Annotated in this window: 18 protein-coding genes; 6 read left to right on the plus strand and 12 right to left on the minus strand. The window is 64.5% G+C overall.

Features of this window, described 5'->3' with window-relative positions:
- Window positions 1-122: 122 nt before the first annotated feature.
- Window positions 123-782 (plus strand): hypothetical protein, encoded by a 660-nt coding sequence (locus ABEA12_RS02615; protein WP_210099368.1) that lies wholly within the window; start codon window positions 123-125, stop codon window positions 780-782.
- A gap of 2 nt (window positions 783-784) precedes the next feature.
- On the plus strand, window positions 785-1,069 hold the full coding sequence (locus ABEA12_RS02620; protein WP_210099367.1) for a transcriptional regulator: 285 nt from the start codon (window positions 785-787) through the stop codon (window positions 1,067-1,069).
- A gap of 19 nt (window positions 1,070-1,088) precedes the next feature.
- On the opposite strand, the gene ABEA12_RS02625 is transcribed toward ABEA12_RS02620, so the two are convergent.
- The 5 genes from ABEA12_RS02625 to ABEA12_RS02645 form a co-directional block, all read right to left on the minus strand.
- Window positions 1,089-2,309, minus strand: coding sequence for an MFS transporter (locus ABEA12_RS02625; protein WP_210099366.1), 1,221 nt, complete (start codon window positions 2,307-2,309; stop codon window positions 1,089-1,091).
- A 5-nt stretch (window positions 2,310-2,314) separates the two neighbouring features.
- Window positions 2,315-3,079 (minus strand): CPBP family intramembrane glutamic endopeptidase, encoded by a 765-nt coding sequence (locus ABEA12_RS02630; protein WP_210099365.1) that lies wholly within the window; start codon window positions 3,077-3,079, stop codon window positions 2,315-2,317.
- 41 nt (window positions 3,080-3,120) lie between these two features.
- On the minus strand, window positions 3,121-3,777 hold the full coding sequence (locus ABEA12_RS02635; protein ID WP_210099364.1) for a pentapeptide repeat-containing protein: 657 nt from the start codon (window positions 3,775-3,777) through the stop codon (window positions 3,121-3,123).
- 578 nt (window positions 3,778-4,355) lie between these two features.
- Complete coding sequence (locus ABEA12_RS02640) at window positions 4,356-6,398, minus strand: ABC transporter ATP-binding protein (RefSeq protein ID WP_210099363.1); 2,043 nt, start codon at window positions 6,396-6,398, stop codon at window positions 4,356-4,358.
- Window positions 6,399-8,132 (minus strand): ABC transporter ATP-binding protein, encoded by a 1,734-nt coding sequence (locus tag ABEA12_RS02645; RefSeq protein WP_210099362.1) that lies wholly within the window; start codon window positions 8,130-8,132, stop codon window positions 6,399-6,401.
- Between the two features lie 313 nt (window positions 8,133-8,445).
- On the opposite strand from ABEA12_RS02645, the gene bcp reads away from it, so the two are divergent.
- On the plus strand, window positions 8,446-8,922 hold the full coding sequence (bcp, locus tag ABEA12_RS02650; RefSeq protein WP_345466264.1) for a thioredoxin-dependent thiol peroxidase: 477 nt from the start codon (window positions 8,446-8,448) through the stop codon (window positions 8,920-8,922).
- Here the strand turns inward: bcp and ABEA12_RS02655 are convergent, their stop codons facing one another.
- The 4 genes from ABEA12_RS02655 to ABEA12_RS02670 all read right to left on the minus strand — a co-directional run bounded on the left by ABEA12_RS02655 (window position 8,923) and on the right by ABEA12_RS02670 (window position 13,102).
- On the minus strand, window positions 8,923-9,534 hold the full coding sequence (locus ABEA12_RS02655) for a hypothetical protein (RefSeq protein ID WP_210099360.1): 612 nt from the start codon (window positions 9,532-9,534) through the stop codon (window positions 8,923-8,925).
- A 372-nt stretch (window positions 9,535-9,906) separates the two neighbouring features.
- Window positions 9,907-11,340, minus strand: coding sequence for an aspartate ammonia-lyase (locus tag ABEA12_RS02660; protein WP_210099359.1), 1,434 nt, complete (start codon window positions 11,338-11,340; stop codon window positions 9,907-9,909).
- A gap of 92 nt (window positions 11,341-11,432) precedes the next feature.
- The gene (locus tag ABEA12_RS02665) at window positions 11,433-12,398 is read right to left on the minus strand and encodes an asparaginase (protein ID WP_210099358.1); all 966 of its coding nucleotides are present in this window, start codon (window positions 12,396-12,398) and stop codon (window positions 11,433-11,435) included.
- Window positions 12,395-13,102 carry a FadR/GntR family transcriptional regulator gene (locus ABEA12_RS02670; protein ID WP_210099357.1) on the minus strand — a complete coding sequence of 236 codons (708 nt, stop codon included), beginning with the start codon at window positions 13,100-13,102 and terminating at the stop codon, window positions 12,395-12,397. The genes ABEA12_RS02665 and ABEA12_RS02670 overlap by 4 nt, the downstream gene beginning before the upstream one ends.
- Before the next feature lie 310 nt (window positions 13,103-13,412).
- Between ABEA12_RS02670 and ABEA12_RS02675 the strand changes: the two genes are divergently transcribed.
- The 3 genes from ABEA12_RS02675 (at window position 13,413) to ABEA12_RS02685 (ending at window position 16,957) form a co-directional block, all read left to right on the plus strand.
- The gene (locus tag ABEA12_RS02675) at window positions 13,413-15,074 is read left to right on the plus strand and encodes an MDR family MFS transporter (RefSeq protein ID WP_210102406.1); all 1,662 of its coding nucleotides are present in this window, start codon (window positions 13,413-13,415) and stop codon (window positions 15,072-15,074) included.
- Window positions 15,075-15,084: 10 nt separating this feature from the next.
- Window positions 15,085-15,564: a MarR family winged helix-turn-helix transcriptional regulator gene (locus ABEA12_RS02680; protein ID WP_210099356.1), complete on the plus strand. Its 480-nt coding sequence runs from the start codon at window positions 15,085-15,087 to the stop codon at window positions 15,562-15,564.
- Window positions 15,565-15,820: 256 nt separating this feature from the next.
- A complete protein-coding gene (locus ABEA12_RS02685; protein WP_210099355.1) occupies window positions 15,821-16,957 on the plus strand; it encodes a siderophore-interacting protein in 1,137 nt (378 codons plus the stop codon).
- A gap of 95 nt (window positions 16,958-17,052) precedes the next feature.
- Here ABEA12_RS02685 and ABEA12_RS02690 read toward each other — a convergent pair whose 3' ends face one another.
- The 3 genes from ABEA12_RS02690 to ABEA12_RS02700 form a co-directional block, all read right to left on the minus strand.
- The gene (locus ABEA12_RS02690) at window positions 17,053-17,472 is read right to left on the minus strand and encodes a hypothetical protein (protein ID WP_210099354.1); all 420 of its coding nucleotides are present in this window, start codon (window positions 17,470-17,472) and stop codon (window positions 17,053-17,055) included.
- A gap of 242 nt (window positions 17,473-17,714) precedes the next feature.
- Window positions 17,715-19,112 (minus strand): allantoinase AllB, encoded by a 1,398-nt coding sequence (allB, locus tag ABEA12_RS02695; RefSeq protein WP_210099353.1) that lies wholly within the window; start codon window positions 19,110-19,112, stop codon window positions 17,715-17,717.
- Window positions 19,113-19,177: 65 nt separating this feature from the next.
- Entirely contained in the window at window positions 19,178-20,317 is a 1,140-nt protein-coding gene (locus tag ABEA12_RS02700) for a glycerate kinase (protein ID WP_210099352.1), read from the minus strand.
- Window positions 20,318-20,328: the final 11 nt, after the last annotated feature.

The raw sequence follows: 20,328 nt of genomic DNA on the forward strand, positions 1-20,328 counted from the left end.
GCACGGCCTGAAAACTTCGTCCACTCTCTTGACACAAACAGGTTTGCGTTACAAACTTGTTTGTACGACGTCGTTTATCTGGTACAGCACCAGACGCCACTACCCGAAGGACGAGAACCGCCATGGACACGAACCCGGCAAGCACACCAGGAACGCCACTTGACCCGCGAGCGGCCCTGGACGCCATCAACCGCACCGCGGCAACCACACGCGCCTCCATCGAGCCCAACGTGGTGGCCATCTACTTCGTCTGGGCGGCCGCATACCTTCTGGGATACGGACTGCTGCACGGCGCGGGATACGGCTGGCTCCCCCTGGCATACGGCACGGCATTGGTCATCGGCGGCATCATCCTGCTGGCCGCCATCGCCTACACCGCAGTCATCGGCATCCGCTCCGGATCCGAGATCCGCGGGGACTCCAAGTTCGCATCCATGGCCTACGGGCTGAGCTGGATGGGCGGATTCGCCACCGTTTCATTCTTCAGCATCGCCCTTGCCAACCTGCTGCCGGCCGGCGCGCAGATCACCACCGGCTGGCTTATCAACGCGGTAGCCATTCTCGTTGTCTCCCTGATGTACATGGTCGGCGCCGCCCTCTTCCAGGACCGGGCCATGTTCACCCTCGGGGTCTGCTTCGCCGTGCTGAATATTGCCGGGCTCATCGCCGGGGCATCGGCCTTCATCGCGATCTTCGCCATCGGCGGTCCGGTGCTCTTCACCGCAGCTGGCGTGCTCGTCCTGGTTCGCGGCCGCCGCGCCTTAGCGCCGGCGGTGCTCTAGCCATGGCTGAACTCGATCCACTGATCCATGCCGATGCCAGGTTGCGGGTCATGTCGGCGCTGAACACCTTGGGCGCGAAGGACTCGGTGGCCTTTCCCAGGCTGCGAACGATCCTGTCGATGACGGCGGGAAACCTTTCCACGCACCTTCGCAAGCTCGAGGATGCCGGTTACATCCGGCAACAAAAGCTCATCGAGGGTCGCTCCCCGGCGACCTACGTCGGGATCACCGCCCTAGGCGTCTCGGCCTTCGAGGCATACAAGAAGCAATTGATGGACCTGCTCTGAATGGGAGCCGAATCCCGATCTACCGGCGCTGGCGCAATCCTGCCAGCGCCAGCAGTGCTGCAATCACCAGCAGGGAAGCCACGGAAAGCACCAACCCCGGCCAGTTCCCCGCATTGAACGTCAGACCGATGGTCCAGCCAAAAACCGAGGACCCCGAGTAATAGGCCAGGTTGTACAGGCTCGCGGCCTGCGCCCGGCCCCCGACGCCGAGCATCGGGATCCACCCGCTGGCCACCGAATGGGCGGCAAAGAACCCCGCAGTGAATACCAGCAGCCCGGCGATGATCGCGGCCAGGGAGTCGGCAAGGGTCACCGCGAGCCCGGAACCCATCAATCCGATGGAACACAGCAGCACCGGCAGGCGGCCGAAGCGGCCGACCATCGACCCGGATTTGCGTGAGGACCATGTGCCTGAGAGGTACGCGATGAAGACCAGCGAGGCCAGGGACGCGGGAATCATGAACGGCGGTGCCTCGAGCCTGAATCCGAGGTAGTTGTAGACGGCCACGAACCCGCCCATCAGCAAGAAACCCTGTGCATAGAGCACCAGCAGCTGCCCCTTGGCCAGATTCATCCACAGCTTTTCCCACAGGGGTATCCGGTTGGGGCTGCGCCAGGGCACCGGTGTGAAGCCGCGTGGCGCCGGTGCCACGGCAATGAACACCGCGGCGGCGGCGGCCGCCATCAGCGAGACCACCAGGGTGCCCACGCGCCAGGAGAAGAACTCGCTCAACGGGCCTGCCACCAAGCGCCCGGCCAGGCCGCCAAGCGTTGTCCCGGAGATGTAGGTACCGGCGGCAACCGCCGAATGCAGGGCGGAGACCTCCTCGGAGAGATAGGCCAGGGCGACGGCGGGGATACCGCCCAGCGCCATACCCTCGATGAAACGCAGCCCAAGCAAGGTCTCGAAGTCCGGGGAGAACGGAACTGCCAGGCCCAGCACCACGGCGGCGATCACCGCGATCCGCATGGTCCGCAGCCGGCCCATGCGGTCCGCCAGCAATGACCAGAAGAGCACCGAGGCGGCCAGTCCAAGGGTCGCTGCGGAGACGGCCAACGCCGCATCGGCCTCGTTGATCGAGAGGCTGCGGGAGAGCTCCGGCAGCACGCCTTGTACCGAGTACAGCTGGGAGAACGTCGCGACCCCGGCGGCAAAGAGCGCCAGGATCATCCGGCGGTAGCCGGGGCTACCGTGGATATGGCCTTCCCAGGGTGCCGGGCGGCCCGGATCGTTGTCCATGGTCGTTACTGCGAGATCAGCGGCAGCAGCGTGTAGGCCAGGGACAGCGCCACCGCGTTGTTGAAGACGTGAAGGGTGTAGGAGTAGGCCAGCGACTTGCCGGTGAGCACGTATGCCACCGACATCATCACCCCGAGTGTCGTGTAGGGGATCGCCGAGGTCAGGTCGAATGACCCTGCCCCGATGAAGTGCAGCGAAGTGAACAGCACCACCGATATCACCACGCAGACCCAGATATTGAGCTTGGCGCTGAGCTTGCCGATGAGCAGGTGGCGGAAGATGTACTCCTCGACAAGCGGGCCCATGAGCACCGCGACGACGAACATCATGGGGAAGGGCACCGAGGTGGTCATGCCCTCGATGGCCAGCTGGTTTTCGCTCTTGACGGGGTTGCCCATGGAGGTCAGCACGATCGCGCTGACGATCAGTGTCCCCAGCCATGCGCCCGGGACCATCAAGGCCTTGGCCCACGGGTGGTATTTGAAGGTGGCGAACGAGCTACGCAGGGCCTCGAAGCCCATGATCATCGCACCGGTGAACACCACCACGTAGATGATCAGGTTCACGCCGAACTGCGCGGATTCGATGTCCCTGAAGGCCTCGATGAACCCGGGGACCATGACCAGCAGCCCGGCGGCCCCAAAGACGAAGAGCACCACATAGATCCCGAGCACCACCCAGTCCCCGGCCCTGGCCGGGCCGGTGTCAAAGACGGGCTGCCGTCTTTTGGGAAACGGGGCATAGGGGTACGGTCCGGGCTGTTGGTGCATGGTTTCCACCTTATCCCCCGGGCCGGTGCGCCCGGGCGGCGCTACTCGACGCGCAAGCCCAGCTCATTGGCCATGATCGGGGCCAGGTCCATGAGCTGCTCGTAGCTCACCGTTGCACCCTTGAGTGCGGAGATGCCCGAGAACGCGCGCAGGCGTGCCCCGCGCAGGTCGACGTCCTTGAGCTTGGCGCCGTTGATTGCCAGGGTGTCGATGGTGCAGTCGATGAAGCTGACCCGTTCCAGGTTTGCCCCTCCGACGTCGAGTTCCTCGATATGCACATCGCGGAACTCCACGTCCTTGATCTTTGCGCGGCGCAGGTTGAGGTAGCCGAGCTTGGCGCGTTCGAACTTCACCGAGCGGAAGGTGGAGCCGAAGAGCTCGGCGGATCCGATTCGCCCGCCCACCACCGAGGTGTTCCACCAACCGGAGTCCGGGGCCTCAAGCACCGGCGCGTTGACTTGCTCGATCTTGCAATTCCCGAACGTCACCCGCGCCATCGGCGCCCCCTGCAGGGACACGGAGCGGAAAATGCATTCGGTGAAGACCGCGTCCTCCAGATCGACCCCGTCGGCATCATCGGATTCGAACAGCAGGCCCTCGGCGCGCCCGTCAGCATCCAGTCCGGTCAGGTCCCCGGACCCGGTGATCGCGGGGTCCTTGAAGGCGGGCAGTCGGGGGGATTTCACGGGTGCAGGCATGGGTCACATCCTATGTTGCCGCGCCCTGGCCGGTAGCTCTCCACCGGCGTTGGGTTCCTCACCCGCGCATGGTCTTGACGCGGTGCCGTGGCCCGTGTCGCGGGAACATCGGTCTGCACGCCTGCCTAGGGCACCGCCGAGGAAAAGGAGGCGAAGTCTGAGGTAACGGGCGGGCACCAAGATGTTCGAAGGTCCCGGCGCCGGTGAAGAGTGAACCGGTGTCCAGGTGGAACCCGGCGGCGGCGATGTTCCCGGACATCGTCTTGCACCCGGTGGCTGCAATGGAAGGCGCACGCCTGTTCCGCGCGTGCCAGCAGCACGGTGAAGGCCGGCGCGGAAGCGGCGGATGCGCCGGAACCGGAAGGCGGCCGGCTTGATGGTTCCGGTGGCTGGCCTATCCCCCAGCAGCTGCGCGGTGATCAGGTACCCGAAAATCACGAGGAACATGCCCGCGCCGATGAATCCGCCGTTGATCGCACCGGGGCGCAGGTGGAGGATGATCACATCAGCATGGCAATCGCGTGCAATATGTGGATGCCGGTGCGGAAAACCCGGGGGCACCCCGGCCCCTTCCCCCGCTACCCTCCCGCGCCCTGACCTGGTGTCGGGGTTCCACCGGTGGCGGGTTCGGCATCGATGTCCTCGGCAGGGCCGGAGAACTGCGAGGTGTAGAGCCGATAGTATGCCCCACGGGCCGCCAGCAGCACCTCGTGGCTGCCTTGTTCCACGATCCTTCCCTCTTCCATCACCAAGATGGTGTCCGCGTCGCGGATCGTGGAGAGCCGGTGGGCGATCACGAAGCTGGTCCGGTCGCTGCGCAATGCGGCCATCGCCTGTTGCACGAGCAACTCGGTGCGGGTGTCCACCGAGGAGGTGGCCTCATCAAGGATCAGCAGCGACGGGTTGGCGATGAACGCACGCGCGATGGTGACCAGCTGCTTCTCCCCGGCGGAGATGTTCGTGCCTTCCTCGTCGATGACCGTCTCGTACCCGGCGGGCAACGCACGGACGAACCGGTCCACGAAGGTGGCCTTGGCTGCGTCGAGCACGTCCTCCTCGGTCGCATCGAGGCGCCCGTAGCGGATATTCTCGGCGATAGTTCCGCCAAAGAGCCAGGCGTCCTGGAGCACCATGCCGACCTTGGAACGCAGGTCCGCCCTGGAAATGGTGGTGACATCGACCCCGTCGAGCAGGATCCGCCCGGAATCCAGCTCGTAGAAGCGCATCACCAGGTTCACCAGCGTGGTCTTCCCCGCCCCGGTGGGTCCGACGATGGCAACGGTGTGTCCCGGGTGCGCCTCGAAGGAAAGATCCGTGATCAGTGCCTTGTCATCCGAGTAGGAGAAGGTGACGTCCTGGAACTCGACGTGCCCGTCGGTGCATGCCGGAAGCGATGTGCCCACGTCATCTTCGTCCTGTTCCTGCGCGTCCAGCAGCTCGAAGGTCCGCTCGGCGGACGCCACCCCGGACTGGAGCATGTTGGCCATCCCGGCCATCTGCCCCAACGGCGCGGTGAATTCGCGCGAATACTGGATGAAAGCGGTGGCATCGCCCAAGGACATCGCCCCGGAGGCGACGCGCAGGCCACCGAGAACCGCGATTCCGACGTAGGCCAGGTAGGAAACGAAGTTCATCACCGGGAAGATCGTCCCGGAGAGGAACTGGGCGCCGAAGGATGCCTTGTAGAGTTCCTCGTTCTTCGCCCGGAAACGCGTCAGCATGTCTTCTTCGCGGCCAAAGACCTTCATCAGCTCGTGCCCGGAGAAGGACTCCTCGACCTGGCCGTTCAGCGCACCGGTGTTCTTCCACTGCGCGGTGAACAGTCCCTGGGCGCGGGAGCCGATGACCCCGGCGGCCACGGCGGAAAGCGGCAGGGCGATCAACGCGATCAGCGCCATCTGCCACGAGACGATGAACATCATGACCACTATGCCCACCACGGTGAGCAGGGCCTGGAGCAGCTGGCTGATCGCCTGCTGCAAGGCATTTTGGATATTGTCCACGTCGTTGGTGACGCGGCTGAGCAGATCCCCTCGCTGTCTGGTGTCGAAGTAGTTCAGCGGCAGCTTGTTCAGTTTGTCCTCCACGTCGCGGCGCAGCCGGTAGATGACCCGCATCACCAGACGGTTCAACAGCCAGCCCTGGATCCACATGAACACCGAGGAAACGAAGTACATGGCCAGCACGATCAGGATGTAACGGCTCAACAGCTCGAAATCGATGCCGGCGCCCGGGATGAGATCCATCCTGGAGAACATCTCGGCGGTGTCGTTCCGGCCCGAGGCACGCAAGTCCTCGATGACTTTCTCCACCGGCACGCCCGGTTGCATCTGGGACCCGATGGCACCGGAGAAGATCACGTCCATTGCCTTGCCAAGAATCTTCGGGGCGATGACGGCCAGCACCACGCCGGCGCCGACGAAGAGCAGGACGATGGACATGCCAAGCTTTTCGGGGGCCAGCAGGCCCACCAGTCGCTTGGCCGATGGCCAGAAGGCCTTCGCCTTGCGCACCGGAACGGCGTCGCCGAACGCATCGGAGGCCCCGGCGGTGTCGAACCCGTCGATTTCCTCGATCTCATCCACGGCCGTTGTCGCGCCGTCGTTTCTACGGTTCGCCATCTAGGCCACCTCCTCCACTGCCAGCTGGGACGTCACGATTTCCTGGTAGGTCCGAGAGGATTCCAGGAGTTCATCGTGCGTTCCGCGATCCACGATCTCCCCGTGGTCAAGGACCAGGATCTGGTCGGCCCCGGTGATCGTTGAGACGCGTTGGGCGACGATGATCACCGCGGCGTCCCTTGTCGACTCCTTCAATGCGGCGCGCAGACGAGCATCGGTGGCTACGTCCAGTGCGGAGAAGGAATCGTCGAAGAGGTAGATCTGCGGACGTGCGGCAAGCGCCCGTGCGATGCACAGGCGTTGGCGTTGCCCGCCCGAGACGTTGGTGCCGCCCTGGGAGATGTTTGAGTCCAGTGCCCCCTGCCGAGAGGCGACGAAGGATTCGGCCTGCGCGGTACGCAGCGCGTCCCAGAGTTCCGCCTCGGTCGCCGCATCTGCGCCGAAGCGCAGGTTGGTCGCGATGGTTCCGGAGAACAGGTAGGGGCGCTGCGGGACAGTTCCCACCGCGCCGGAAAGCTGCGCGCGAGTCAGTTCGGTGACCGGGGCGCCACCGACCAGCACCTGGCCCTCGGTGGCGTCATAGAGCCGCGGAATCAGGTTCAGCAGGGTGGATTTTCCCGAACCGGTGGACCCGATGATCGCGGTCAGTTGGCCCCGATGGGCCGTGAAGGAGACGTCGTTGAGCACCGGGGACTCTGCCCCGGGGTAGCCGAAGCTCACGTTGCGGAACTCGACGGTCCCGGGCGCTGTCATCTCGGCCACGCGCTCGTGCCGGTCGGTGAGGGTGGGTGACATGGTGGTGATCTCGTCGATGCGCTCGGCGCAGACGATCGCACGCGGAATCATCATCGCCATGAAGGTACCCATCATCACGGCCATGAGGATCTGCAGCAGGTACTGCAGAAAGGCGGTCAGCGAGCCGACCTGCATGGCCCCGGTTTCCACGCGCTGTCCACCGAACCACAGGACGGAGGCGGTGGCAAGGTGCAGGATCATGCCGATCAGCGGGAACATCAGCACGAACAGGTTCCCGACCTTCACGCCCACCCGGGTGAGCTTGGCGTTGACATCCTCGAAACGCTGGGTTTCGTGGGGTTCGCGCACGAAGGCACGCACCACGCGGATGCCGGTGATCTGCTCGCGCAGCACCCCGTTGATCGCGTCGATGCGCTCCTGCATCTTGCGGAAGAGCGGCATCAGCATGATGACCAGCACGCCAACCACCACCAGCAGCACGGGAACGGAGACCCATAGGAGCCAGGACAGCCCGACGTCTTCGCGCAACGCCATGATGATGCCGCCGATGCACATAATGGGGGCGGAGACCATGAAGTTCAGGCTCATCAGCACCAGCATCTGCACCTGCTGCACGTCGTTGGTGCCACGGGTGATCAGCGTCGCGGCACCGAACTTGTTCACGTCCTGCGCGGAGAATCCGGTGACCGAGTCAAAGACGGCATGGCGCAGGTCCCGGCCAATGGCCATGGCCGTCTTGGCCCCGAAGTAGACGGCGGCAATCGCGGTGAGTACCTGGATGAAGGCGACGATGAGCATGACCCCGCCGGTGCGCCAGATGTAGTCGGTGTCCCCCTTCACCACGCCGGTGTCAATGATTCGCGCGTTGAGGCTGGGCAGGAACAGCGTGGCGATCGTGGTGGCAAGCTGGAAGAAGAGCACGGCGGCGATCCACCACTTGTAGGGCTTGGCATGTCGCAATATGAGCTTTACGAGCATCTTCTCTATCCTCATGGGGAGGGGCATTGTGTCCCGGGGCCGGCGATGGTGTGTTGGTCCTTGTGGCCGGCAACCGCGCACTTGCCTACCGGGCATTCGAAACCCTACACGCGTTCACCCGCGGTTTGACGACCGGTCAGGCTTGCATTTGTCTTTCGTAGGCACCTGCCCCCCCACGGCAGGGAACGGGCCGGCGAAGGCAGGCGGGTGGCGCATTCGGGGCTTTCGGCCGCCTTCACCCTCTTGTTGATCCACCTCACAACCCATAAGATGAAAAAGAATTATCATTATGTGGAAAAGAATGGAGTCTCTTATGTCTGACCTTTCAACACCGCTGGCCGTTGGCGAGCAAGCACCGCAATTCACCTTGGCCGATGCCCGGGGACAACAGGTTTCGTTGAGCGACTACGCCGGCAAGAACGTCGTGGTGTATTTCTACCCCAAGGCGGCAACGCCTGGATGCACCACCGAGGCGTGCGACTTCCGCGACAACCTGAACTCGCTGCGCTCCGCCGGCTACGAGGTCGTGGGCATCTCCCCCGACGAGGGCGAAGCGCTGGTTTCCTTCACCGAAGCCGAGTCGCTGAACTTCCCGCTGCTCTCGGATCCCGACTTCGCCGTGGCCACCGCCTACGGCTCGTTCGGCGAGAAGGAATTCAACGGCAAGAAATTCAATGGCACGCTGCGCAGCACGGTCGTGGTTGACGGCGAAGGGCGCGTCACCCACGCCGAATACAACGTTGCAGCCGATGGCCACGTGTCCCGGTTGCGCGAGCAGCTCGGCGCCTAGCTAAAGCAGTTCAGGGATGTCCGCAGAGTGGACCGGAGCAATCGGCTCCGGTTCCGCGGGCAAACCGAAATGTGCGGCCAAATGAGCCAACTCCCGGCATTCCGCGGAATTCCACGTTTCGATTGCCCGCACCCTCCTATCGGGAAGCGTGATCCAAAGCTGCTCCCGCGTCCTTTCATCGGCCGCATCGTCCCATGAAACATAGCGCAAGGCTCCCGGGGCACGCGGAACCACATGGCAGTCCCCGCTGGTGCGCTCAAGGACCAGACCCCCGGCGAAGACATGGCCGAGCAGGATCCCGCTGAAACCCTGGCGGCGCGCGAACAGCAGCCGGTAGACGCAGACGCCCAGGAACCCCAGCCCCAACGCACTTAGCGCCACTCCGCCAAATACGATTCCCAGCACTTCGGGGCGTGCCCTGAGCAGAAAAGCGATGCTGGCGGTGGCCACGATCAGCCCGATGACCAGCCCCACGACGTTGTTCAACAGCATCTTGCGGTCTTCCTCGCGCTCCAGCTGGACCGTATAACGCCAGTCTCCCAGGTTTGCGGCTTCGCCGCGTTCCGTCGCCCGCACGGTGGCTTCCCACCCAACGCCCGCCATGGTGCTCACGACGGGCATCCACGAGGCCGCATGGCCACGGGCGCACGCCCGTGGTTGTCGGTATTGAAATGGGTGAGGGGGATGTATTCGGCGCACCGTTGGTACCTCATGCTGCGAGATTAGCAGAGCCAGCGACGAAAGCAACGGTGGGATCCGACTGCCTCCTTGCACCGCCCGGGGGCCCGCAGCCGGACCGGGTGGCGGCCACACCACCCCATCGGGCAGCCGGCTGCCCGATGGGGTGGGACATCGTGCGGCTAGCGGGGGTTCGCCGACCATGAAGGGGTGTTCGGCATACCCGGCACGGGGCCGGTCAACCGCAGCAGCCGGGGACCCGGGCGGCGCGCGAATGGCGCCGCCCGGGTCCGGTGCATGGGGGGGCTACTCGCTAAGGTTGGCCAGGCGCTCGGGACGCAACAACTCGTTGAGCTGTTCCGAGCTCAGCAGCCCGTGTTCGAGGACCAGTTCCGCCACCCCGCGCCCGGTGGTGAGCGCTTCCATGGCTATTTGCGTCGATGCGGCATAGCCCAGCTGCAGTGTCAGCGCGGTGACCAGCCCGATGGAGTCCTCCACCTGGCGGCGCAGCTTGTCCTCGTGGGCGGTGATCCCGATGACGCACTTGTCGGCAAGCGTGATGCAGGCCGCCTGGAGGTGGCGCATTGACTTGGTGAGGCTATGCGCGATGATCGGTTCGAAGGCGTTGAGTTGGAGCTGCCCGCTCTCGGCGGCCATCGTGACGGTGACGTCGTTGCCGATGACCTCGTAGGCAACCTGGTTCACGACCTCGGGGATCACCGGATTGACCTTGCCGGGCATGATCGAGGACCCCGACTGCACCGCTGGAAGGTTGATCTCGCCCAAGCCGGCACGCGGGCCGGAGGAAAGCAGTCGCAGGTCGTTGCAGATCTTTGAGAGCTTGACGGCCACGCGCTTGAGCACGCCGGAGAGGTGCACGAAGGCACCGACGTCCGAGGTGGCCTCGATCAGGTCGAAGGCGGTTACCAGCGGCAGACCGGAGATGTGCGCCAAATGGCTGCAGGCCAGCGAGGCGTACCCGACGGGGGCGTTGAGGCCCGTGCCGATGGCCGTCGCGCCGAGGTTGATTTCGTGGATGAGCAGGGAGGACTCGGCCAGCCGGGCACGATCTTCGCCCAGTGTGACGGCGTAGGAGTTGAATTCCTGGCCCAGGGTCATCGGCACGGCGTCCTGCAGCTGCGTACGGCCCATCTTGACCACGGTGCGGAACTCCACGGCCTTGGCCGCAAAAGCCCTTCCAAGGTGCTCCATCGTACCAACCAGCGAGGTGGCTGCGAAGATTGTGGCGACACGGACCGCCGTGGGGTACACGTCGTTGGTCGATTGGCTCAGGTTCACGTGGTCGTTGGGGTGCAGGAACTGATACTCGCCCTTGGCGTGGCCCATGAGCTCCAGCGCCCGGTTGGCGATGACCTCGTTGGCGTTCATGTTCGAGGAGGTTCCAGCCCCGCCTTGGATCACATCGACGATGAACTGGTCATGGAGCCGGCCGCCGATGATCTCCTGGCAGGCGGCGCTGATGGCAGAGGCGCGGGGGGCATCAAGCAAGCCAAGTTCGCGGTTGGCGCGGGCCGCTGCCTGCTTGACCATCGCCAACGCCACGACCAGGTGCGTGTTCGAGGACAGCAGCTGCCCGGTGATCGGGAAGTTCTCCACCGCCCGCAGGGTGTGTACGCCCCAATATGCGTCAACGGGAATATCACGATCGCCAATCAGGTCGTGTTCGCTGCGTACCAATGATGGTGCCGGGGCCAGCAAGGTGGCGATGGATTCGGACATGTTTCTCCTCGGGGAATGTGTGCTTCAAGCGGGTTTGTCGGGCGCGGCCAAGTGCGGCATCGGCGCTGGTTGGGTATGAACGGTGAGTGGTTTTATCCCAACGGGATCCCGGAGAGGGTGCCCACCGGATGGCCACCGCCAAGAACCGGGAGATTGTTGAATTCCTGCAAGCTCCTTGCATCCACACCCAGTGCCAGTAATGCGGGGACGGCGGAGGGCATGCGCGCCCTGTCCCCGCCATCGGAAACCTTGAGTGCTACGGCGGATCCATCGGACAGCGCAATGACCTGGATCCCCTCGAAACCGTCCTTGGCCAGCAGCCCGGGCACCGCACGCATGAGGCCGGTGACATCTCGCCCGGAACCGGCGACCAGTTCAGGATAGGCACGCATGGCAGCGGCGACCCGGTGTTCGGGACTGCCTGCCGGGGCGGTGACCATCACCTGGAAGGACCTGGCCATGCCGGGAAGGGAGAGCGCAAAGACCTCCGTGCCGCATCCGTCGGTGCTGGTGGTGGTGATCGGCTCGCCGGTCAGCTCGGTGACGACCTCGCGGATCAGCGTGGGCAACGGGTGCTCGTGTTGAAGATAGGTTTCCAGCGGCCAGTCGTTGAGCACGCACGCGGCAAGCATGGCCGCATGCTTTCCCGAGCAGTTTTGGGCCAGCCGGGACGGTTTTTTGCCCTCCCGGATCCATGCCTCACGTTCGTTGGGCCCGTAGGGCAGATCAGTCGAATTGCGCAGCGCCGAAGGTTCAAGGCCCGACTCGGCGAGGATCTTGGCGGCCAGGTCCTGGTGTGCACGGGCCCCGGAGTGGCTGGCGGATGCCAGGGCGAGTTGATCGGCCGGCAGATCGAGCCCGGCACGCACCAGTGCCACGGCGAAGAGTGGCTTCAGTGCCGACCGCGGATATATGAGGGCTTCGGGCTCCCCGCGGCCAAGGACGGTTTCGCCGTTCGTGCCCAGAGCCACGAGGGAACCGAAGTGGACGCTTTCGACCATTTCCCCGCGGGTTTGCACAGCGAGCGGTGAATGGGCGGGGAAGTTCTCCGGTTTCATGCTTTTTCGGCTCCAAGGATCAGGGTCAGTGCTTCGTCGACGGCTTCAAGGTGCTTGGCCATGGCGCGGCCCGCCGCGGCGCCGTCGCCGGCTTCAATGGCCGCAAGGATCGCGCGGTGCTCCTGGTGTGAGGGGTTTTGCCGGCCGGTGATCAGGTTGATGGTCTCGGACTGGTTGACCATGGCTCCGCGAATGTCGTTAACCACCTGCTCAAAAACCTCGTTGCCACTGGAGCGGGCAATCGTGGCGTGGAATGCCGCATCAAGCCTGACCCAAGCTTCGTGGTCGTTCTCGGTTTCCATTTCCTCGACGATGCCGTTCAGTTCCTTGCGCTGCGAGGCGCTGGCGCGGGTTGCAGCGAACTGGGCAGCGGGGACCTCGATGTGCGGGCGTGCCTCCATCAGGCTGCGGGCCGAAAACGAGCCAAGGACCAGGTCGCTGCTGGGGCGGGCGGAGATCACGAAGGTGCCCTTGCCGGTCTGGGTTTGCGTGAGCCCGAGCGCCGCGCAGGAGCGCAGTGCCTCGCGTATGACCGAACGGCTGACGGCATATTGGGCCGAAAGCACCGCTTCGGAACCGAGTTTGCTGCCCACGGATGGTTCCCCGGACTCGATTGCCTTGCGCAGGGAGGTAAAGACCGCCTCCGCGGCGCTCATTCTCACGATCGGCAACGACCCGGTTATTCGGCTGTCTGACAGGTTCACGTTTCGATGCTCCCACCGCGGGCGAAACGGTGTCAAACCAGAGCGCCCGGCCAAACAATCGAACCGGCGTCCCCTGCACCCCGATCCCCCGTCGCGGCGCCCCAGGGCAGGGGTCGCGGGGGGCGCTGGGGTCGCGATGCACCCACGGCACGGGAAAAGTTGCTAAGGATCACACGACAGATAGTTGCGTAAAGACAACCAATTCCATATAGTTGATATCAATCAACCACTTATATTCTGTTTTGGAGTTCAGCTTTTGTCCCAGAAATCCGCCACCACGAAGGTGAAACCCGAGCTCTCCGAGTCGGGAATGACCCACCGGCAGGTGATGCAATCACTGACCGGCCTGCTCATGGGAATGTTCGTCTCGATCCTCGCCGGCACCGTCGTGTCCACCTCACTACCGGTCATCATCTCCGACCTCGACGGCAGCCAGTCCTCCTACACCTGGGTTGTCACCGCCACCTTGCTGGCCACCACCGTTTCCACACCCATCTGGGGCAAGCTAGCCGACATCTCCAACCGCAAGCTGCTGTTGCAGCTCTCGTTGCTGATCTTCGTCATTGCCTCGGCGATCGCCGGGTTCTCGCAGGACACCACGATGCTCATCACCATGCGCGTCTTCCAGGGCCTCGGCGCCGGCGGCCTGACCTCGCTGACCCAGATCGTCATGGCAGACATCATTTCCCCGCGTGAGCGCGGCAAGTACATGGGGCTCTTTGGCGCCGTCATGGCCCTGGGCACCGTCGGCGGACCACTGATCGGCGGGTTCATCACCGACACCATCAACTGGCGCTGGAACTTCTTCATTGCCCTGCCCTTCGCCGCCCTGGCCATCTTCCTGATCCAGAAGACCCTGCACCTGCCGGCCCAGAGCAAGCGCAAGGTCTCCATCGACTATGCCGGCATCGTGCTGCTTTCCGCCGGTGTCTCGCTGCTGCTGATCTGGGTCTCGCTTGCTGGGAACCAGTTCGAGTGGGCCTCGGCAACCACCGCCTGGATGGCCGGAGGCGCACTGGCGATCCTTGCGACCTTCGTGATCGTGGAGTTCAAGGTCTCCGAGCCGATCATCCCGCTGTCGATGTTCAAGAACCGCACCTTCACCCTTTCGGTCATCGCCTCGATCTCCGTGGGCGTATCGATGTTCGGCACCTCGGTGTTCCTGGCCCAGTACATGCAGCTGGCCCGCGGGGCCAACGCCACCGAATCCGGGCTCATGACCATCCCGATGATGGCCGGCCTCCTGGTCCTATCCACCATCGGCGGCGCCTTGATCTCCCGTTTCGGCAAGTGGAAGATGATCATGGTCACCGGTTCGGTCCTTCAGCTCGCAGGTCTCTACCTACTGGGTACCATCCACTACGACACCAACTTCGTGCTGGTCTCCACCTACATGTTCATCCTCGGTGCCGGTCTGGGCATGGTCATGCAGAACCTGGTGCTGATCGTGCAGAACGCTGTCACACCAGCCGAGATCGGGGTTGCCTCATCGGGAATCGCCTTCTTCCGCTCACTCGGCGGCACCATGGGCGTCTCGGTCCTCGGTGCGTTGATGGCCACCCAGGTCGCGGAGACCCTCGGTTCCAAGGCCGGCGAACTGCGCACCGCAATCGCCGCCTTGGGAGACCAAGGCAAGGACTTGGCCGCCTCGCTTGCCTCGGGCAACATCCCCGCGGTGCACGGACTGCCGGATTCGGTTCGCTCGATCATCGAGTCCTCCTACGGCGACGCCGTCGCATACGTCTTCATGGTTGCGGCTCCGTTGAGCATCCTGACCATCCTGGCCGTCGCATTCCTGCCGAACCTTGAGCTGGGCAACCAGACCCGCCACCAACGCGAACAGACCAACGCCACTGCGCAAGCCGAGCCCGTGGAATCCGTGGCGGTCGAGGTGAACCTCGCAGAAGTCAGCGAGGCAGCCATCGCGGCGACACCGCGTCTGGATACCGAGAACACCTCGGCGCGTCACTGACATGGGCACCGTGGCTGATCCATTCATTCTCCGCCCCGCGACTCAAACCGAAAACGCTTCCCTTGGCGGGCTGATCGACGAGGTCGAAGGTCAGTTCGCGACGATGTTCGTCAACGCGCGCAACAGCCTGCGGGCACGGGCCGCGGCCATCGACCCGCAGCTTTCGCCCATCGGGTATAAGGTGCTGGCGATCATCTGGCGCGACGGCGCACGGCAGCAGGGCTGCGTGGCCGAGGAGATGGAGGTGGACAAGGCGTTGATGAGCCGGACGATCAAGCAGCTCGAACAGTTTGGGCTCGTGGAGCGGAGCATCGATCCAAGCGATGGCCGGGCCATGCTGGTCTCGATGACCGAGCAGGCACGCGGACGCTTTGATGCGACGGTCTCCCGGGCACGGCGCGTGCTCCATGACCGGCTTGCCGACTGGGACATCGACGAGGTCCGCCGGTTCACCGACCTGTTGGCGAAGCTGAACGAATCACCCCTCTGAGTTTGATCCATCCCCCATGGTGGTCCCGTCCCGGTGCATGTCGCCCCGGGTCGGGACCATTCTCGTATCCGGGCGCAAAGCCGTTCCCCGGGCCAGGGGCCCTGGATCTTCATCGGTCGTGCACCCCGTTTTCCGCCGGAGCCCGCCACGCCGGCCGTGCCAACCGGGCCCTTGCTTGTAACTGTGCCGCGCTCAGGCCAGACTCAAGGACAAGAGGCATGGCGCAAGAACCCGCACGCCCGAAAGGAGAGTCGAGATGTCACAGGCCAGGCAATACAGTGATCCCGACGAGAAGACCTTGGCACTTGCCACCGAACACGCCGAGGTGTTCGAGGCTGCCGTGGAATCGGGCCGCAGGGCCGGGCGGAAGGCCGCGAAGAAGAAACTCAAACGCGCGGCCAAGCATGGCGGAGTCAAGCTCTCCAAAGCGCTGCGCGAGGCAACACTAAGGGATGCGGAGAAGGCCGGAGGCCGGGCTGCATACGCCGCTGCCACCAAGGCCCTGCGCAAGGCTGCGGCCCGCATGCCCGTTCCCACCGCGCCGGCACCCCTCCCGAGGTCAAGCACTGTCCCTCCAACCGCCTTGCCCGGTTTGCTCTTCGACGTCGACCAGTCGCCCCGCATCCGCACCTCCGGTTCCCAGGTCGTGCTTGAGGTGTTGGGCACCGAATGGCTCAGCCGCTCCATGGTGCGGATCATTGCCGGGGGCGAGGGCTTTGCGGACTTCGAATCCAACGGAGCAGCCGACCAGCACGTCAAGTTGCACTTCGCCAACCCCTCCCTGGGCCTTGTGCCTCCCTATGAAATGCGTTCGCTTCGCGCACTGCTGGCCCGCGAGGACCTTCCGGTTTCCCGCTCATATACGATCCGTCGGCATGACACGGTGGCCCGGGAAATATCCATCGACTTCTTCATCCACCAGATCAACGGGGTGGCCTCTGCCTGGGCTGCGGGGGCGAAGCCCGGGGACCTCATGGTGATTTCCCGCCCCAAGGGGAATTTCCGTCCGGACGCCAGCGCCGAACAGCACCTCTACCTCGGGGACGAATCAGCGATTCCGGCGATCTCCGCGGCACTGGAAATGCTCCCGCGCAATTCCCTGGGCAAGGTCTTTCTCGAGGTCAACGGCGCGGAGGACCACCAGGAAATCGAGCTTCCAGCGAAGATGACCCTGTCATGGATCCACCGCGGTGAGGAACCTTCTGCCACTTCCAAGGTGCTGGCCAATTCGCTGCGGGAACTACCCGCGGTCCATGGACAGGTGGAGATCCTGGCACTGGGGGAACGTTCGGCGACCCAAGACATCCGTCGCCTGCTGACCCACTGGGACCTGGACCAGCGTCGGATCAAGGTCTCCAGCTACTGGCGTGCCTCACGGCTCAAGCACGCCTAGAGCCAGCTGCCCGCCGGTACGCCTGAATCCACAACCGGCTAGCCACTACTGAGGCAACACCATGGCCCATCTCCGTCGGCAAACACGGGTGGGTGTCACAGGGGAGAAGAGGCATCCGGTGGACGCTGTGGGCCGAAAAAGCCCAGCATCCCGATGGACCCTACGTAGGCCAACGCGGGAAGGGCTGCCCAAGCCCAATACACGAGTGCCGGTTCGAACGCCTCGGCACTGGGCCCGCCCATGTTGATCCAGGCCGCCACGGGAGGCGAAAGCGCCCAGGCCAGCAGCACAGCCATGAGGCAGGTCCGACCGCAAGACAGACGCAGGAGCCTCATTCCCAGTGCGCAACCCACCGCGACGAGCACCGCGAAGCTGAAGCCGATCAACAATACGATGTTGACCATGCGGAATTCCTCGAAACCGCCGGTGTCCCGGGCGGACCGAGCGACCAGGATCGAAGCGGTAAGCACGCCGGTTAGTCCCGCGCCCAGTACGTTGACCCGCTTCCAACCCATGCCCGCTGCCCCCCCCCCGGTGCGCGCAAGTCCCCCTGGCGCGCGATTCCTCCTCGGCGCGAAACCACGCCCGGCACCAGCCTATAATCAAACGCTTAGATAAAGCCATGGTTACTGCTCCGGCATTAAAAAACCGGACCGCCGTGGCAGCCTGCGCTTGGAACCAACGTGATCACTGACCAAAGAGAGCGTTGGGGCAAAGCGCGGCGCCAAGGCGGCCCGGAAGCAGGTGCGGCGGAGGGTTAGGCCTCGCCGCGACGAATCAGGTTGCCGTGCGGGGTCTTGAAGTCGACCTCGACACCGCGAACGAAGGTGCGCCGGACGGTGCCGGCCAGCGCCTTGCCCTGATACGGGGAAATCGGGTTCTTGTGGTGCAAGCGCTTCACGTCGACCACAAAGCTGTCCTCGGGACCGAAGAAGGTGAAGTCGGCGTCGTTGCCCAACGCGATTTCACCCTTGTGGTGCAATCCGGCGATTTCCGCCGGGCGCTTGGCCATCCAGCCCAGAACCCTCTCCAAGGAGATGCCGCGGCGCTTGGCCTCGGTCCAGATCAGCGGAAGCCCCAGCTGCAGCGAAGCGACGCCGCCCCAAGCCACACCGAAGTCGCCGTTCTCGACGTCCTTCAGATCCACTGTCGAGGGCGAGTGGTCCGAGACGATGGAGTCGATGACGCCGTCTTCCAAGCCCTTCCAGAGCAGCTCGCGGTTCGAGGCTTCGCGGATCGGCGGGCAGCACTTGAACGCGGTGGCACCGTTGGGAATCTCCTCGGCCAGCAGCGTGAGGTAGTGCGGGCAGGTCTCCACGGTCAGCTTCACGCCGTCGCGCTTGGCCGAGGCGATCATGGCCAGGGCGTCGGAAGAGGAGAGGTGCAGGATGTGGGCGCGCACACCGGTCCAGCGGGCGCGTTCGATGACCTCGGCCACCGCGACGTTCTCGGCACCGCGGGGACGCGAGGCCAGGAAACGGCCGTACTGGTCGCCCTCGGCGTTCGGGGCACGGTCGATGGCGCGCGAGTCCTCGGCGTGGACCAGCATCAGCGAGTCGAAGGAGACCAGCTCGGTCATGTCCTCTTCCATCTCGTCCGGCTCAAGGTACGGGAATTCCTCGACGCCCGAGTGGAGCAGGAAGCACTTGAACCCAAAAACACCCGCGTCGTGCAGCTTGCGCAGATCAGGCTTGTTGCCCGGAATCGCGCCGCCCCAGAAACCGACATCAACGAATGCCTTGGGCCGTGCCGCATCCTGCTTGAGCTCCAGGGCCTCGAAGTTCACCGTCGGGGGGATCGAGTTCAGCGGCATATCTACGATGGTTGTCACGCCGCCGGCGGCCGCGGCCTTGGTGGCGGATTCGAAGCCTTCCCACTCGGTGCGGCCGGGCTCGTTGACGTGTACGTGGGTGTCCACCAGACCCGGTATCAGCACCTCGTCGTCGGTGAGCTCGATGACCTCGGTGGCGGACAGGGCGTTGCCCAACGGTTCGATGGCCACGACCTTGCCGTCACGGACGCCGATCTCGCGGGCCACGGTGCCAGCCGAGGTCATGATCCGCGCGCCGCGGATCACCAAGTCGTAGTCGTTGGCGTTGGACTGAGTGCTCTGTGCCCCTGGCGTCGTTGCCTCGGTGGACTCGATGTTGCTCATGGGTTGTGCGTTCCTTACGTTGTTGACTATCCGTATGCCTATTTAGCCACAGAGAGTGTCGTGGCCTAAACCCGTGCTGGCTGAAGGGTGCGCGCGATGCTCGCGGCGGCATCGGCCACCAGGGATGCTGCGTTGTTCATTGAACGATGCACATCGGGCTCCAGTTCCGCCAGTGTCCGCACTCCGGCGAACCCTGCGGCGGAAAGTTCCGCGGAACTGAGCAGCGTGCGTCCACAAATCGCGAACGCGGGGATCTGGTGCTTTGCGGCCATTTCGGCGACACCGATCGGTGTCTTGCCTTCCAGCGACTGGCTGTCGAGGCTGCCTTCGCCGGTGATCACAGCGGTGGCGCCCTCAAGGGCCTCTTCCAACCCGGTGAGTTCCAGGACCACGTCGATCCCGCGGCGCCGGGTGGCGCCCAACACGGCAAGTGCGGCGAATCCCACGCCGCCGGCGGCGCCTGCGCCCGGGGCCGCGGCATGCCCCGCAACTTCCTCGGCGTCCAGGACCTGGCCGAGCACGCGGGCAAAGTTTGTTAGTGCGGCGTCCAGCTGCGCGACGTCTTCGGGCCTTGCGCCCTTTTGCGGGCCAAAGACCGCTGCGGCGCCGTTGGTGCCGGTCAGTGGATTGTCCACGTCAGCGGCGAGGACCATGGTGCTCTTGGCGATGCGCGGATCAAGCCCGTTCAAATCCACGCTATCGAGCAATTCCAGGGCCCCGCCGCCGCGTGGCAACTCGTTGCCCGCTGCGTCAAGCAGCCGGGCTCCAAGTGCTTGGAGCATTCCTGCTCCGCCATCGGTGCATGCACTACCCCCGACGCCGAGGACGATTTCTCGTGCCCCGGCGTCGAATGCAGCACCAATGAGTTCTCCGGTACCAAAGCTGGTAGCCCCCAGCGCGTCCTTGGCCCCGCCCGGAAGCAGGTCAAGTCCAGAGGCCGTCGCCAATTCGACAACCGCAATCTTCTCGCGCAGCCCGATCGCGCCGGTCACCGGTTTCCCGGTGGGACCACTGACGCTCAGTTCCTGGGCGGCGAAGCCCACTTCAAGGGCGGCGCTCAGCGTGCCCTCGCCGCCGTCGGCGACGGGCACAACGCGGGTGCGCAGCTGAGGAAGCTCACGGCGCAGGCCGGCCTCGATGGCTTCGGCGACCTGGGCCCCGGTGAGCGATCCCTTGAATTTATCGGAGGCGATGACTACCAGCATGGTGTTGGTTT

The sequence above is a fragment of the Paeniglutamicibacter antarcticus genome (assembly GCF_039544305.1).
Taxonomy (GTDB): domain Bacteria; phylum Actinomycetota; class Actinomycetes; order Actinomycetales; family Micrococcaceae; genus Paeniglutamicibacter; species Paeniglutamicibacter antarcticus_C.

Bases quoted from the DNA above. Each gene is read 5' to 3' on its own strand.
- ABEA12_RS02690 (WP_210099354.1), bottom strand. From the start codon at position 17,472: ATGGGTTGGAAGCGGGTCAACGTACTGGGCGCGGGACTAACCGGCGTG.
- ABEA12_RS02615 (WP_210099368.1), top strand. From the start codon at position 123: ATGGACACGAACCCGGCAAGCACACCAGGAACGCCACTTGACCCGCGA.
- ABEA12_RS02675 (WP_210102406.1), top strand. From the start codon at position 13,413: ATGACCCACCGGCAGGTGATGCAATCACTGACCGGCCTGCTCATGGGA.
- ABEA12_RS02645 (WP_210099362.1), bottom strand. From the start codon at position 8,132: ATGCTCGTAAAGCTCATATTGCGACATGCCAAGCCCTACAAGTGGTGG.
- ABEA12_RS02660 (WP_210099359.1), bottom strand. From the start codon at position 11,340: ATGTCCGAATCCATCGCCACCTTGCTGGCCCCGGCACCATCATTGGTA.
- ABEA12_RS02685 (WP_210099355.1), top strand. From the start codon at position 15,821: ATGTCACAGGCCAGGCAATACAGTGATCCCGACGAGAAGACCTTGGCA.
- ABEA12_RS02625 (WP_210099366.1), bottom strand. From the start codon at position 2,309: ATGGACAACGATCCGGGCCGCCCGGCACCCTGGGAAGGCCATATCCAC.
- allB (WP_210099353.1), bottom strand. From the start codon at position 19,112: ATGAGCAACATCGAGTCCACCGAGGCAACGACGCCAGGGGCACAGAGC.
- bcp (WP_345466264.1), top strand. From the start codon at position 8,446: ATGTCTGACCTTTCAACACCGCTGGCCGTTGGCGAGCAAGCACCGCAA.
- ABEA12_RS02640 (WP_210099363.1), bottom strand. From the start codon at position 6,398: ATGGCGAACCGTAGAAACGACGGCGCGACAACGGCCGTGGATGAGATC.
- ABEA12_RS02665 (WP_210099358.1), bottom strand. From the start codon at position 12,398: ATGAAACCGGAGAACTTCCCCGCCCATTCACCGCTCGCTGTGCAAACC.
- ABEA12_RS02700 (WP_210099352.1), bottom strand. From the start codon at position 20,317: ATGCTGGTAGTCATCGCCTCCGATAAATTCAAGGGATCGCTCACCGGG.
- ABEA12_RS02635 (WP_210099364.1), bottom strand. From the start codon at position 3,777: ATGCCTGCACCCGTGAAATCCCCCCGACTGCCCGCCTTCAAGGACCCC.
- ABEA12_RS02630 (WP_210099365.1), bottom strand. From the start codon at position 3,079: ATGCACCAACAGCCCGGACCGTACCCCTATGCCCCGTTTCCCAAAAGA.
- ABEA12_RS02620 (WP_210099367.1), top strand. From the start codon at position 785: ATGGCTGAACTCGATCCACTGATCCATGCCGATGCCAGGTTGCGGGTC.